Source organism: Lentibacillus daqui, assembly GCF_027186265.1.
Classification (GTDB): Bacteria; Bacillota; Bacilli; order Bacillales; family Amphibacillaceae; genus Lentibacillus_C; species Lentibacillus_C daqui.
In genome coordinates this window covers 2,624,955-2,638,405 of the sequence record NZ_CP114176.1, presented here as the reverse complement: position 1 = coordinate 2,638,405, position 13,451 = coordinate 2,624,955, and the positions used below count along the sequence as shown (strand labels likewise).

The 13,451-nt window shown below is 41.2% G+C and carries 14 protein-coding genes, 1 tRNA gene and 1 other RNA gene; 13 read left to right on the top strand and 3 right to left on the bottom strand.

Translation table 11 applies throughout. The features are described from left to right. Window positions 1–67: 67 nt before the first annotated feature. The 7 genes from O2S85_RS13375 to O2S85_RS13345 all read left to right on the top strand — a co-directional run bounded on the left by O2S85_RS13375 (window position 68) and on the right by O2S85_RS13345 (window position 4,557). Complete coding sequence (locus O2S85_RS13375; protein WP_269409806.1) at window positions 68–625, top strand: chromate transporter; 558 nt, start codon at window positions 68–70, stop codon at window positions 623–625. After that, on the top strand, window positions 622–1,152 hold the full coding sequence (locus O2S85_RS13370; RefSeq protein ID WP_269409805.1) for a chromate transporter: 531 nt from the start codon (window positions 622–624) through the stop codon (window positions 1,150–1,152). Before O2S85_RS13375 ends, O2S85_RS13370 begins: the two co-directional genes overlap by 4 nt. 292 nt (window positions 1,153–1,444) lie before the next feature. Continuing rightward, window positions 1,445–3,043 (top strand): acyl-CoA synthetase, encoded by a 1,599-nt coding sequence (locus O2S85_RS13365; RefSeq protein WP_269409804.1) that lies wholly within the window; start codon window positions 1,445–1,447, stop codon window positions 3,041–3,043. Between the two features lie 91 nt (window positions 3,044–3,134). Beyond that, window positions 3,135–3,275, top strand: a complete 141-nt coding sequence (sspL, locus tag O2S85_RS13360; RefSeq protein WP_269409803.1) for a small, acid-soluble spore protein L — start codon at window positions 3,135–3,137, stop codon at window positions 3,273–3,275. A 3-nt stretch (window positions 3,276–3,278) separates the two neighbouring features. Then, window positions 3,279–3,536, top strand: a complete 258-nt coding sequence (locus O2S85_RS13355; protein ID WP_439649406.1) for a sigma-G-dependent sporulation-specific acid-soluble spore protein CsgA — start codon at window positions 3,279–3,281, stop codon at window positions 3,534–3,536. A 179-nt stretch (window positions 3,537–3,715) separates the two neighbouring features. Then, window positions 3,716–3,904, top strand: a non-coding RNA gene (gene ssrS, locus O2S85_RS13350) — 6S RNA. 278 nt (window positions 3,905–4,182) lie between these two features. Then, on the top strand, window positions 4,183–4,557 hold the full coding sequence (locus O2S85_RS13345) for a VOC family protein (protein ID WP_269409802.1): 375 nt from the start codon (window positions 4,183–4,185) through the stop codon (window positions 4,555–4,557). A gap of 68 nt (window positions 4,558–4,625) precedes the next feature. On the opposite strand, the gene O2S85_RS13340 is transcribed toward O2S85_RS13345, so the two are convergent. Next, a complete protein-coding gene (locus O2S85_RS13340) occupies window positions 4,626–5,519 on the bottom strand; it encodes a DMT family transporter (protein WP_439649405.1) in 894 nt (297 codons plus the stop codon). A 193-nt stretch (window positions 5,520–5,712) separates the two neighbouring features. Between O2S85_RS13340 and O2S85_RS13335 the strand changes: the two genes are divergently transcribed. From O2S85_RS13335 to O2S85_RS13320, 4 genes are all read left to right on the top strand, one after another. Continuing rightward, the gene (locus O2S85_RS13335) at window positions 5,713–6,078 is read left to right on the top strand and encodes a cytochrome-c oxidase (RefSeq protein WP_269409801.1); all 366 of its coding nucleotides are present in this window, start codon (window positions 5,713–5,715) and stop codon (window positions 6,076–6,078) included. A 131-nt stretch (window positions 6,079–6,209) separates the two neighbouring features. Next, the gene (locus O2S85_RS13330) at window positions 6,210–6,710 is read left to right on the top strand and encodes a DNA-deoxyinosine glycosylase (protein ID WP_269409800.1); all 501 of its coding nucleotides are present in this window, start codon (window positions 6,210–6,212) and stop codon (window positions 6,708–6,710) included. Between the two features lie 875 nt (window positions 6,711–7,585). Next, window positions 7,586–9,832: a YhgE/Pip domain-containing protein gene (locus O2S85_RS13325; RefSeq protein ID WP_269409799.1), complete on the top strand. Its 2,247-nt coding sequence runs from the start codon at window positions 7,586–7,588 to the stop codon at window positions 9,830–9,832. 172 nt (window positions 9,833–10,004) lie between these two features. Further along, window positions 10,005–10,961: an alpha/beta hydrolase gene (locus tag O2S85_RS13320; protein ID WP_269409798.1), complete on the top strand. Its 957-nt coding sequence runs from the start codon at window positions 10,005–10,007 to the stop codon at window positions 10,959–10,961. A 33-nt stretch (window positions 10,962–10,994) separates the two neighbouring features. On the opposite strand, the gene O2S85_RS13315 is transcribed toward O2S85_RS13320, so the two are convergent. Further along, the gene (locus O2S85_RS13315; RefSeq protein ID WP_269409797.1) at window positions 10,995–11,135 is read right to left on the bottom strand and encodes a hypothetical protein; all 141 of its coding nucleotides are present in this window, start codon (window positions 11,133–11,135) and stop codon (window positions 10,995–10,997) included. 88 nt (window positions 11,136–11,223) lie between these two features. Then, complete coding sequence (dat, locus tag O2S85_RS13310) at window positions 11,224–12,096, bottom strand: D-amino-acid transaminase (protein WP_269409796.1); 873 nt, start codon at window positions 12,094–12,096, stop codon at window positions 11,224–11,226. 268 nt (window positions 12,097–12,364) lie between these two features. On the opposite strand from dat, the gene O2S85_RS13305 reads away from it, so the two are divergent. Next, a complete protein-coding gene (locus O2S85_RS13305; RefSeq protein ID WP_269409795.1) occupies window positions 12,365–13,054 on the top strand; it encodes a Crp/Fnr family transcriptional regulator in 690 nt (229 codons plus the stop codon). A gap of 302 nt (window positions 13,055–13,356) precedes the next feature. Next, window positions 13,357–13,430 (top strand) — tRNA-Gly (locus O2S85_RS13300). Window positions 13,431–13,451 lie beyond the last annotated feature (21 nt).

Here is a 13,451-nt window from a genome sequence, read left to right as displayed (position 1 = left end):
TGCGATAACATAAGGCAGGAAACTTCAAACAATACAAAAATAGTTTTGAACGCTGGGAGATGATCGATTGCATAAGGACTTGTTTATTGCTTTTTTCCGCGCCGGGATGCTTGGCTATGGTGGTGGATTGTCGGCAATCCCGCTGATGCATAAGGAAGTGGTCAAGACCTATCAATGGATGGATGATGATGAGTTTTCCGATATACTGGCACTTGCGAATACACTTCCAGGGCCGATTAACACCAAGTTGTCCGGTTATATTGGCTGGCGGCTGAAAGGTTTTTGGGGATTGATGACGTGTATTATCGCCACGGTGCTGCCAACTGCTTTTTTAATGATCCTATTACTAACCGTATTAAATAAATACAAGGATGTCCCGTGGGTGCAAGGAATGTCAAAAGGTGTGCTACCGATCGCCGGGGTGATGATTGGCGTTTTGGCTTGGGATTTTATCAAAAAGGCAAAAAAATTACTCGGCTGGGTGGCAACCATTATTCTCACCGTTGTAAGTGTCGTTGTGATGGAATTATTGGGGATTCATCCTGCGATCCTGATCATTGTCTTGATTCTCTTTGCTTTATTTTCCAAAGACACCAGTCGAAAAAGGCAAGGTGATCAATCATGATTTACTGGAAAATATTTTTAGCGAATTTTACCTCGAATATTCTGGGGTATGGTGGAGGTCCGGCAACGATTCCACTACTCGAACATGAGGTGGTTGACCGATATCATTGGTTTACCACACAGGAGTTCAGTGAAATGGTTGCCCTTGGTAATGGTTTGCCGGGTCCCATTGCGACAAAACTGGCGGCCTATATCGGTTATGATGTGGGCGGCATCCTCGGGGCTTCTGTTGGCGTATTTGCCTCAGTAGCACCGTCTATGGTAATGATGATCGCGTTGCTAGGATTATTAATGCGCTATAAAGAATCGCCTAAGGTAAAGCGGCTGACAAAAATTATCCGTCCGACGATTGCAGTACTGCTTGCTGTGATGACAGTTGAATTCTTCCATAACTCGTATGTAGAAATTGGCTGGGTACATATGATTATTTTGATTGTTGCTGGTTACATTTTGCTGGAAAAACGCGGGGTCAGTCCCGTCTATGTGGTTCTTGGTGCTTTAATATATGGTGCATTATTTTTAGCGTAGAGGCAGTCGCTCTATTGGGTGGCTGCTTTTATTTGTGGCTGGGTTACTCAGTGTCTCGTTTTGCCGAAAATCGACATGATTTCGCCGAAGTTCGACACCGTTTCGCTGGAATTCGACAAAAAGTAGCTGAAATTCACAACAAAATCGCTGAAGTTCACAATTAAGTTAAAGGCAAAAAGAGCATTTGCCGTATTACTGTGGTCTCCTGCTCGATAAAAAGTTTCTATTTTGAATTATCTAAAATAAAATAAGAGATAGAAATCAAAACGCGCGAAAAGGGAGAGTGATAATTTTGAAAGGGTTTACAAATGATAACAAAGCATTTACTTCCACGTTACAACAGGCAAGACGAAACACATTAGGTGATTTATTGGTCAGGACCCGTGATCGGACTCCGGACAAATTAGCCATGATGTATCAGGGTAAGCAGGTTACGTTTGCTGAATTAGATGACTTGGTAAACCAGAGCGCCCATGCCTTTTTACAACGGGGAATGAAAAAGGACGAGATGGTTACCGTCATGTCCAAAAACAGTCTGGATTTCGTTGTCGTCAATTTTGCGCTGGCACGAATCGGGGCTGTGATGATCCCAATCAACTATATGCTCTCCGTAGAAGATGTGCAATATATTCTGAAACATGCCAACGTAACCGGATTGATTGCTTCGATTGAATATGCGCCAGTGCTTGACCAGGCGGCATATGGCATGGATGTAAAGCATCGTTATGTAATGGATGTACCTGAGACGACAAAGGAGCTTGCATCATGGGAAGCCATCGCCAAGATTCGTGAAGGACAGCCGGCAACTTTTGTTGAAGCACATATTGATGATGACGACTTAGCCCATGTCTTGTACACCAGTGGCACGGAATCCCGTCCAAAAGGGGTCATGTTAACACATAAAAGTTTGATCAGTGAATATGTCTCAAGCATTATTGACGGCAATATGGAGGCTCGCGATGTGGCCATCCATGCAATGCCACTTTATCATAGTGCTCAGTTGCATGTATTTTTAGGGCCGAGCATATATGTTGGAGCAACTGGAATTATTCTGGGAGCGGCAGACCCAAAGCTGATTATGAAAACCATTGAGGAAAAGAAAGCTACACAGTTATTCGCCCCACCAACAGTTTGGATTGCTTTGCTGCGTCACCCGGATTTTGACAAACGTGATTTATCTTCATTGGAAAAATGCTATTATGGGGCAGCGATCATGCCACGGGAGGTTTTAAAAGAACTGTCGGAACGGTTACCAAATGCTAAGTTTTGGAATTTTTACGGACAAACTGAGGTAGCACCACTGGCAACCGCACTTCAACCCGAAGACCAATTACGCAAACTGGGATCTGCCGGAACACCAACGCTGAATGTACAAACGAAAATTGTGGATGAACAAGACGTAGAGGTACCTCGTGGCGAAATTGGCGAAATCGTTCATCGTACACCACATGCGATGAAAGGCTATTTACACGATCCGGAGAAAACGAGTGAAGCATTTCGTCATGGATGGTTCCACAGTGGTGATCTCGGTGTTATGGATGAGGAAGGGTATGTCACGATTGTTGACCGGAAAAAAGATATGATCAATACGGGTGGTGTCAATGTTTCAAGTCGGGAAGTAGAAGAGACAATATATCAAATGGACGGGGTCTCCGAAGTAGCAGTCGTCAGTATCCCTGATGCATATTGGATTGAAGCGGTCACTGCCATTATTGTTCCAAAAGAAGGAGCAAACTTGGCCAAGGAGAACGTGATTTCATTTTGTAAGGAACGACTATCCACATTCAAAGTTCCGAAGTATGTAGCGTTTACCGATCAACTGCCAAAAAATCCAAGCGGGAAAGTGTTAAAACGATCATTGCGTGAACAGTATGAGGATTTAACGCAATAATTTGCAGGGATGGGGCAATGTCGCTTCATCCCTTTTGCTTGGGTGTATAAAGATTATCTGACGGAAAACAATAGAAATGGAGGTGTTTGCAATGAGTGAAAAAGAAAATAATTGGAGTAAACAACGCGTAACCAATAGTGTTAATCCACAAGGACTTACGGAGGATACTACCAATCAGCGACCGAAATCCCAGCTGGAACAAAAGGCGAAAAAACGCAATACAAAAATATAGAAGGTGAAACCAATCGATCATACATTAGATTATCTGCGTGAGTCATTAGCGAATTACGCAGAAGATGATATGGGCCGGCAGATAATTAAAAAGCTCGAGTCCCGTCACTTTTCGGGTGAAGGTGCATTTGTTAAGGCATTAACGGACGATGAAATGGTCTATCTGGATAGAATTTTGGATAGAGAAATTCATTACGCCAAAAACGTCCAAAACGATATACGCGTAAAAGAACTTAACGAAGTACACGAATTACTTTTTTAAAACAAAGATTCAGGCCCGTGCGTTGAGATGCGGAAAGTCGTGTTTCGTAAACAATTCGTTTGAAGAGCGGTATTTGTGAAGAATGGGTGATTGTGGCAAGCGTGTGTTTGTAATCAGAGTCATCATGAACTGGGCAAAAATACCATTGCAATCTTGGCAGTTTCGATGTACTATATATTTACAAGCTACATTGTGCGTAATGATAATAAGTTTTAACCTCTAAGATAATAATAGGGAGTTTTAAATAAAAGTTCTAATGCCGTGCCGCCGAATGGAGCGGAAGGCAGGAAGACTTTTGCGAACACCCACTTGGTTGAGTGGTGGTTTAAAACTTTTTATATTGAAATTACGGCAATTGTGGCTGTTGAATATGAATATGGCAGACCAGTCCTCAAGTGGGGCTGGTCTTTTAATATGCCTAAAACAATAGTAATTGTATGGTTTCGCTGAAAAACGACAAATTTCGTTGTTCGATAAAAATCATTGAACACAGAGGTATTTCGCCGAATCTCGCTACTCAGACAACATTGAGATGTTAACGGATTACTCTTATAAGCAAACCATTACATCATTGATCACAATTATGTATTATCCGGTTTCAATTAAAAATGTTAGGATTTAAATATACAAGAAGGGAGGAGTTTCTATGAGTTTTTACATTGAAAAAATTGACCATGTTCAACTTGCAGCACCCAGTAACAAAGAAGACCTTGCCCGCGAATTTTATCGTGATTTACTGGGGTTTGAGGAAATAGAAAAACCGCAAACCTTAAGAAAAAGAGGTGGAGCATGGTTTCGAGTTGGTTCCGTACATGTTCATGTTGGTGTTGAGGAGAATTTTCGAGCAGCTAAGAAAGCACATCCGGCTTTTCATGTGAAAAATATCGAAGCAATGAAACAATATTTACGGAATAAGGGAGTTGAACCCCAATTGGATGATTCATTACCGGGCGCCAATCGCTTTTATCTGTATGATCCTTTTGGAAATCGATTGGAATTTTTAGAATGGATGCATTCATGACCAAGCTAAACCCAGCTTGATCAAATAACTATCACCGACAATTCGCCTTGAATCCCTCCCTGATTTCATTAATCCCCACTACCTGAAACATTTTGATACGCTACTACCTTTTTGCGTTTTTCCAATGCGGATATGACGCTATGTAAAATCATCCCTATCACAACCAGAAGTATCCCAACAAATGAAAACACCTGTGGTAATGGCGCATGCAAAAAGACTAATTCTCCCAATAAAGTAAAAATAACCTCTCCAGACTGTGTAGCTTCGACTGCAGCCAGCTTTTGATTGTCATGTTGGACCAGTTCGGTTGCATAAAAAAATAAAACGGTCGCAATAATTCCCGAGGATACTGCTACAATGAACGTTTGTAACATTTGGCCGGAACTGGGCAACCCATGCGAAATCATGCCGTAAATGGACAGTATAAACCAAAATGGCATACTGGCAATCGTCATCCCCAAAATCCGCTGGAAGGTATTTAACTCACCATCCACCAGCTGCATCATTTTTCGATTTCCGAGTGGATAGCTAAACGCGGAAACAATTAAGGGAATCACACATAACAGAACACTTTTGAATGGTACAACCGTTGCATGTTCCAATTGCATAACGAAAATGCCGAATAAAATGATTAGTGAAATCAGGATTTGTTGTATTGGAATTGTTTGCTTGACCTTCTCTTTACTTAGGAAGGGAACGAGTAGGGATCCGGCGATAATGGTCAGTTGAAAAGTTGCTGCTACAAGCCAACCAGGACCATAAATGCTGGCAAAGGTTAGTGGTGCATAAAACAGACCAAATCCGACTGTGCTCCAAAGCAACCATGGGACTGGATGTCTCCATATGTGTTGAAACACGGGTTTTACATTTCGCTGGTAGCCAACAATGACCAGCAGCATGGGCAGCATGAATAAGAATCTTAATGAAGCGCTCCATACCCAACTACCACCGTCAAGCTCCATGGCCCGGTTTAAAATAAAGGTTACCGAAAAAAATAACGCCGCCGATTAATATGGCCTTCATTGTCAGCCTCCCTTCTCCAAATCGTAAATAGGCACAATAAGAATATAGTCTAAATAGTAAAAAGATTCAAGGGCATATTTACTAACTGTAGCATATAAATATTACTATATACCTATAGAAAGGAGGCGTAGCATGGGGATAAAATTAATTAAAATTGCTGTTGTCTATTTTATGATTGGTATCTTGATTGGACTGTATATGTCCTCGATGCATGTTTTCAGCCTGGCAACCGTCCATGTGCATGTTAATTTGCTTGGTTGGATGTCCCTTGCACTTGCTGGAGTCTTTTATGTCCTATTTCCTAATCTTGGTCATACTACCGCTGCCAGGGTGCATTTTTGGCTGCATAATATCGGTCTGCCAATCATGATGATTGGTATTGCCCTGGCTGTTTTAGGCGTAAGTCCGATCTTTTTTCCAATCGCAACCATCGGCGGTGCGATCACGGTTGTAGGAATTTTCTTTTTCGGGTTTAATATACTGTTGAATTTACGGTAATGCCTTAGGGTTCGGCATATGGAAGGACCCCCTGCTTCCAACGGGTCACTTCCATTTTGTTATTTGCAATTTACGTTTTCCCCACCAATTGGTATGATGAAAAAAAGCTCAAAAATGAAGGTGAATAACGAATGGATCGACTACATTCCATGAATCCTATTCTTCCCAAGTGTCCCAAAGTACTGATTCTGGGCTCAATGCCAGGGGGAATGTCACTCGAAAAACAGGAGTATTACGGTAATCCAAGAAACCACTTTTGGGACATCCTTTACGCTTTATTCGGGCAGACACCACTTAGTACTTATGAGGATAAAATTCAATTTGTAAAACAACATGATATTGCATTATGGGATACGATCAAAACCTGCTATCGGAAGGGGAGTTCGGATGCGAAAATTACAGATGAACAACCAAACGATATCCCCAAACTTATCCAGCAACATCCCAGTATTCGATTGATTGCTTGTAATGGCACCAAATCGCTAAACACGTTTAAAAAGTTCTACGGTGGGGTAAATTTGGAATATGTTGACGTGATCAAATTACCATCAACAAGTCCAATTCCTGGTCGCTATACGAAGTCATTCACCGGCAAAGTGAATGCGTGGAGCAGTATTTTGGCATATTTATGAACTTTCCTATATCCAACGTTGGATTCAGGCATTTTGTGATATGATTGTCTTACATATAGATATTGGGTAGAATAGCTCAATTTTAAATTGTTTGCGGTTTTCATTGTTTTTTAAATAAGATTGGAATAGAATAAAAAGGTGAGTTGCAAGCGGCAACTTGCAACTCAACTCACTATTGACAAGTCCTGCAAGGCGCGGCGGCTTTGTTTAGGAAGACCAAGAAAGTAATTATCCCTTCACAGCATCGACAGGGGTGATTACTTTTTTTCTCGGCTATTGACAATTAACAATACAAGAGTTGAAAACATCACCATCAACTCAATCACTCTATCTACAGGTATCAATCACTTCAGCCCCTTTCCTAGGGGATAAAAGCCGCCGATCGAGAAGCTTCCCTAAGCAGCCCCCGCCAAATTCCACCCTGCATACCTGTCCCCACCATTATACAATAAATAAATTGGTAAAGCTTGTAATTATTTAAAAATGGTAAAATATTCATAGGAGTTCGAATTATATCTTTGTTATATGTGAATCAGAAGTACCGGACTTTGACTTTTTCCCCACCATAACCCGCTTCTTAGACGATATCGAATAGAAAAACCAATAATAAATTTCATATGCCTCACTGAAAAATCATTTTGAAATTTCCATCACGCATTAACGGGCAGTAATATCCCCACTTGAAGATTTGAGGGTAACTCAAGAAGGAAAGGTGAGAATATACTTCCAATAAATTCCTGATTGAAGTTTCACTTTATAGCGAAAATCATAAATGCTGTTTAAAAAAATGGAATTACCAAATCATAATTGATATAATACTGATTTGTAACAGGAATACTGAATGGTGATTCATTTTTCGGATTGAGGTTGAAAATATGAGAAACATCTTTAAAATTTTTGGAACGGACATGAAGAATGTTGGAACAAATTGGGTTGCGGCTATAATCCTCGGGGGACTGATTATTTTGCCGTCTTTATACGCGTGGTTTAATATCAAAGCCTCGTGGGATCCATACGGTCAGACGGATCAAATCCCGATTGGTATCGTGAATGAAGATACAGGTGCAACGGTAAGAGATCAGGAGATTCATGTTGGAGACGAGTTGGTTAAGACGTTAAAGAAGAGTAATGACATGGATTGGCACTTTGTCAGTCGGGATAAGGCGATGGATAAAGTCGAGTATGGGGATTATTTTGCTGTAATTGTGATTCCTAAAGATTTTTCGGAAAAACTCGGAACCGTTTTGGACGATAATCCTAAAAAAGCTTCTGTCGAATATTACGTTAACGAAAAAATCAATGCGATTTCGCCCAAAATCACGGAGAAAGGCGCAAGCGTGATTGTTGATCAGGTAAGCAGTAATTTTATTTCCACGGTCAACGGTGTTATTTTTGATATGTTCAATGATATTGGCGTAGAGCTGGAAGAAGGTCTTCCTGATATTGAACGATTTGAGGATTATATCTTTACGATGGAGAAAAAACTGCCGGAGATTCATAAGGTGTTAAATGAGTCTTTGACTGATGCAAACCATGCACAAGAAATTGTTCATCAGGCCCAAGGATTAATGCCTGATGCAAAAGAAGTAACCAAAAACGGTTTGCAGACAATTGATAACACGACCGCATTTCTCAAAGAGGCCGAAGATCGGTTGAATAAAATGGCGCCAAAGGTTGAGAAGGATCTGGAAAAGGTGCAACAGGTCGCCTCTGATGCGAATAAATTTATCAGTCAGGTCGATTCCGCAGACATAGATTTTAGCAAGGGCAAAGAAATCAGTGATCAATTAAAGGGGAAAACAGACGAAGCCATTGGCAGAATCGACTCGATCGTGAATGTACTAAACCAGCTGAAGGAACAAAATCAGTTAAGCGGTCAAGAGCCGGAACAGAAAGATGATGAACAGGGAGATGATGAACAGGAAGAAAACAACGATGGGCAACAAACAGATAATGTGGAAAAACAAAATAAAAAAATCGATGACGCGATCCAGCGACTGGAAACGTTAAAAGAAGGACTTGAGGAAGCGCAGGATAATGCGGAAACAGTAAAATCGTTTATCCATGACAAGAAAGAAGAAGTGGATTCAACAATTGCCAACTTACAGGATATTACGGCGGACACATCAACAAATATCGATGCCTTTGTTAAAGATTACAAGGAAAATATCGAACCTACCGTCTTGCAAGAGGTACAAAATGCCAAGGATACATTGGGCAAAGCGCGGGGAATTTTGGTGGAAATTCAATCCACGATCCCTGAAGTCGAGCAGATTTTAAATCGGACAGACGGCAATCTTGGCAAAGGAAAAGATGCACTGGAAAAAGTACTTGGAGAATATCCATATATTCATGATAAAATTGACCAGCTGGCGGATCGAATCCGAAAGATCCAGGGGGAAACAGACATCAATGACATTATTGAGTTGTTGATGAATGATCCGGAAGCCGAGCGTAGCTTTTTTGCCGAGCCGGTTGTGTTAAATGAAAATAAGCTGTTTCCGATACCAACGTATGGTGCGGGAATGACGCCATTTTATACCGTGCTTTCCATTTGGGTTGGGGCATTACTGTTGATTTCCTTGTTGGCAACAGATGTTAAAAACCCTGAAAATTTCACCGTCCGACAAACGTACTTTGGCAAACTTTTGACGTTTATGTCAATCGGAATCCTTCAGACTTTAATCGTTACATTTGGCGATATTTTCTTGATTGATGCATATGTAAAAGAACCAATTTGGTTTGTCTTGTTTGGCTTATTTATTAGCTTAGTGTTTATGTCGATTGTCTACACCGTCGTATCCATCTTTGGTGATGTCGGAAAAGCAATGGCGATTGTATTTCTTGTTTTACAAATCGCAGGATCAGGGGGTACGTATCCGGTCGTCTTATTACCGAAGTTTTTCCAAACGATCAGTCCATTCCTGCCATTTACGTATGCCAATGATTTGATGCGTGAAGCAGTCGGGGGGATTGTCTGGGAACGCGTTTACCATGACATCATTTGCTTGGGAATTTTTGCGCTCATCTTTTTACTGCTGGGAACATTCCTGAAAGCAACGATTAATAAGCGAACCAATATCATGATGAAAAAATCGCGTGAATCAGGGCTATTTCATTAATATTCCTGCGTTTAAAACGATGACTTGCAAATTCGGGTATTTAAAGATACATTGGAAATCGGGGACAGTCTGGCACCATATTAATGGTGGGGGCTGTCCCTATTATGCTAAGAAGTACCAGAAAATAGGTCGGGTTTATTTGTTATAATAATATAGAAGGAAGGGGTGCAGTTTGAAGCGAAAGAAAGGTTTGAAAATTTTTCTTGGAATAATAATTATTTTATTGATTATAGATGTTGTCGCAAGCTTTTATTTTTATCGTTTGGTCATTAATCGTGGACCGAAAGACTTCCTGGTGGGGAACAGTGATTTGGAAGTATCCGCAGAAGCTATGGACGAGTTTGTGGACGGGGATTGGCATGCCTGGGTAGACAAACAGCCTTTTAAAGAACTCCAAATGACGTCCTTTGACGGTTTGACATTGAAAGGCTATTTTTTACCGGCAAACAAGCCAACAACGAAAACGGTTATCTTAGCTCATGGATACCTTGGTAATGGTAAGGATATGGGATTATATGCACGGTATTATCATGATCAGCTTGGCTACAACGTATTAATGCCCGATGCCCGTGGTCAAGGGGGAAGTGAAGGCGACTATATTGGTTTTGGCTGGCATGATCGCCTGGATTATGCAGACTGGGTCAAATTAATGATCGATAAACTTGGACCGGATACGCAAATTGTGTTGCACGGGGTCTCCATGGGAGCGGCTACCCTGTTAATGACAAGCGGAGAAAACCTCCCGGACAATGTAAAGGCGATTGTTTCCGATAGTGCGTATACGAGTGTTAAGGATTTGTTTCGTTATCAAGCGAAACGCATGTACCATCTTCCATCGTTCCCGGTTATACCAACAACTGGTCTGGTAACAAAGCTGAAAGCCGGTTACACATTCGCGGAAGCTTCGGCATTGGATCAGGTGAAAAAGGCGAAAGCACCAATACTTTATATACACGGCAATGCCGACAAATTCGTACCAACGTCGATGTCAAAAGAACTTTATAAAAATACCAAAAGTGACGCCGAGTTAATGATTGTTGACGGTGCTGGTCATGCCGAATCCTTTATACTTGCCCAAGATAAATATAAAGAAAAACTGAAGGGGTTTTTGGGGAAATATATGGAATGATGATAGCAACCGTCTTGGAGATCAACCCGAGTTTTAGCGTATCAACCGAAATACTCCTGAATCGACCAACTTGACCGGATAATCGACCGAAAAGGCATATGAATCAACCTGAAGTGTTTCAATATCAACCGAATACATCTCAGTATCAACCAAAACTTGTGCAATATCGACCAAGCTCACACCCTCTTAAAAAAGGAGCTGGCACTTATTAGTGTCAGCTCCTCTTTTAATCTATAAAATGCTTCTTAAAACAATTTTGCTGTCATATAGTTGTATGTTCCGGTGTGATGGCTGCGTCCTGTTCGTATTCCGCTTGCAGTTGTTTGGTAATGCTTCCGGGTTTGCCATTGCCGATTGGTTTATCATCGACCGCTATGATGGGCATGATTTCCGATGTACTGCTGGACAGGAATAATTCATCTGCTGTAGCAATATCATCAAGGGAAAAACCGGTTTCAGAGAACGGAATTCCCAGCTTTTTGGCAAATTGTTCAACACGGATTCGCACACAACCATGCAAAATTTGCCTGGTAGCGGGATGAGTATAGATTTTTCCATCCTTAACGAGGTAAACATTTGATGAACTGCATTCGGTAACAAGACCATCCCGATACAAAATTGCTTCATAACAGCCGTGCTCTTTTGCTTCCTGCTTGGCCAGGACATTTGGCAACAGGTTCAAGCTTTTGATGTAACAGTTTTCCCAGCGCACATCACGTTTGGTAATTGTTTGCACCCCATTTTCCAAATTTGCCTTGTTTCTAGGCTGCTCGGTCACATACGCATAGAAATTTGCTGTCACGTTGCTAGGAAATGTATGTTCTCTAGGTGCGGATCCGCGTGTAGCTTGCAAGTAAACTTTTGCGTCGGTTTTAACATCATTTTTAAGCAGTAAAGCATGTAGCAAATCGGTTATTTCCGCTTTCGTAAATGGAAGGGTAATTTTTACAGCAGCTGCCGAGCGGAATAATCGATTGATATGTTCATCAAGCAAATAGTACGCGCCATGATAGATTCGGATAACTTCATACACCCCATCGCCAAACTGCAGACCCCGTTCCTCGAATGGATAATGCAGTGTGTCCCGGTGCATGAATTTTGTTTGTGATATGATAATCGGATATTTTGTTGACATCTGAGTTCGCCTCCTCTTTAAAGCATAAGCTTATTCTATCGCTTCACGCAAATAATGTAAACACAAATAATTCCTAATTATCATTCGCTAGTGCTCCAATTTGACATGAATAAGAACGCAAAAATATGGAAAAATACCTGTTTTAGTGATAAATATCACAGTATACAATGTGCATCCCTTATATAATAGTATTAATCGGAAACAGTATGTGTGTAGGTATTGTCCACTCGATAGGATTAAGATAACCGATAAAAAGGGATGTGAGGGTATGGAACCTTTATTACTACGACTGGATGAAGGTGACTGTGAAAGACTGATTGCCAACACGAAACGATTGTATGTCAAAAAAGGAAGAACCATTTTTAAAGAGGGCAGTACGGCAGGGAACTTGTACTTCATTGAAACTGGTGAGATTCGTATTTTTAAGAACTTGGGTAATGACCGGGAGATTACCATATTCACTCGGGGAGAACAGGATGGTTTTGGGGAAATTGGCATTTTTAGCGGACAAAAATATTCGAATACGGCAAAAGCAGCAAGTGATAGTGTTATTCTTTCCATTCAAAAGGAGACCATTGAATCTATTTTGGCAAGCGATGGTCACCTATGTTTACAGTTTATGCGATGGGTTGCGGAATCTTTGGAAGCAAGTAAGGCACAAATGCGTGACTTTTTGGCCTTTGGATCGGAAGGAGCAGTGGCATCCATGTTTGTTCGTTACGCAAATATGTATGGGATAGTCAGACCAGGCGGGGTACAGATAACCAAACCAGTCATGATTCGTGATATCGGCAAATATATTGGCATTTCCCGGGAAACCGTAAGCCGGATTGTGAATAAGTGGAAAGAAAAAGGCATCATCACAAATGATAATAAATATTTTTTTATAAAAGACATGCAATATTTAAAAAAACTGATTGCTTGCGATGACTGTGGCGTGGAAAATTGCGTACTGTAAGGGGAAAGACAAGTTGACATTTTTCGATAGCTAAGAAAGTATAAAAATCCAGCCTCCGTTCAGCTTATGCCAGAATAGGCTGCGTCCGGCTCCAGCGCCCAGCGGCTAGCAAACTTCAGGTTTCTTCCTACGATAAGTCAACATCGGTTCGCTTCCAGCTTACCGTGTTTCCTTTATCTCGTCAGAACCCTTCCAGTTTGTACGCCGCTAACCGGGCGCTTACGCCTTTGTTCTATAAATCGACAATTTTCTCTTGATTCATAGATAGACAATTGCTATAATAAAAAAATGCATTACAAAAAGCGGGTGTAGTTTAGTGGTAAAACCTCAGCCTTCCAAGCTGATGATGAGGGTTCGATTCCCTTCATCCGCTCCATACATATGTCCTAACGCAGTG

What these genes read in the sequence shown, in the direction of transcription:
- O2S85_RS13370 (WP_269409805.1), top strand. Translation starts at nt 622, where the DNA reads ATGATTTACTGGAAAATATTTTTAGCGAATTTTACCTCGAATATTCTG.
- sspL (WP_269409803.1), top strand. Translation starts at nt 3,135, where the DNA reads ATGAGTGAAAAAGAAAATAATTGGAGTAAACAACGCGTAACCAATAGT.
- O2S85_RS13345 (WP_269409802.1), top strand. Translation starts at nt 4,183, where the DNA reads ATGAGTTTTTACATTGAAAAAATTGACCATGTTCAACTTGCAGCACCC.
- O2S85_RS13340 (WP_439649405.1), bottom strand. Translation starts at nt 5,519, where the DNA reads ATGGAGCTTGACGGTGGTAGTTGGGTATGGAGCGCTTCATTAAGATTC.
- O2S85_RS13335 (WP_269409801.1), top strand. Translation starts at nt 5,713, where the DNA reads ATGGGGATAAAATTAATTAAAATTGCTGTTGTCTATTTTATGATTGGT.
- O2S85_RS13330 (WP_269409800.1), top strand. Translation starts at nt 6,210, where the DNA reads ATGGATCGACTACATTCCATGAATCCTATTCTTCCCAAGTGTCCCAAA.
- O2S85_RS13325 (WP_269409799.1), top strand. Translation starts at nt 7,586, where the DNA reads ATGAGAAACATCTTTAAAATTTTTGGAACGGACATGAAGAATGTTGGA.
- dat (WP_269409796.1), bottom strand. Translation starts at nt 12,096, where the DNA reads ATGTCAACAAAATATCCGATTATCATATCACAAACAAAATTCATGCAC.
- O2S85_RS13305 (WP_269409795.1), top strand. Translation starts at nt 12,365, where the DNA reads ATGGAACCTTTATTACTACGACTGGATGAAGGTGACTGTGAAAGACTG.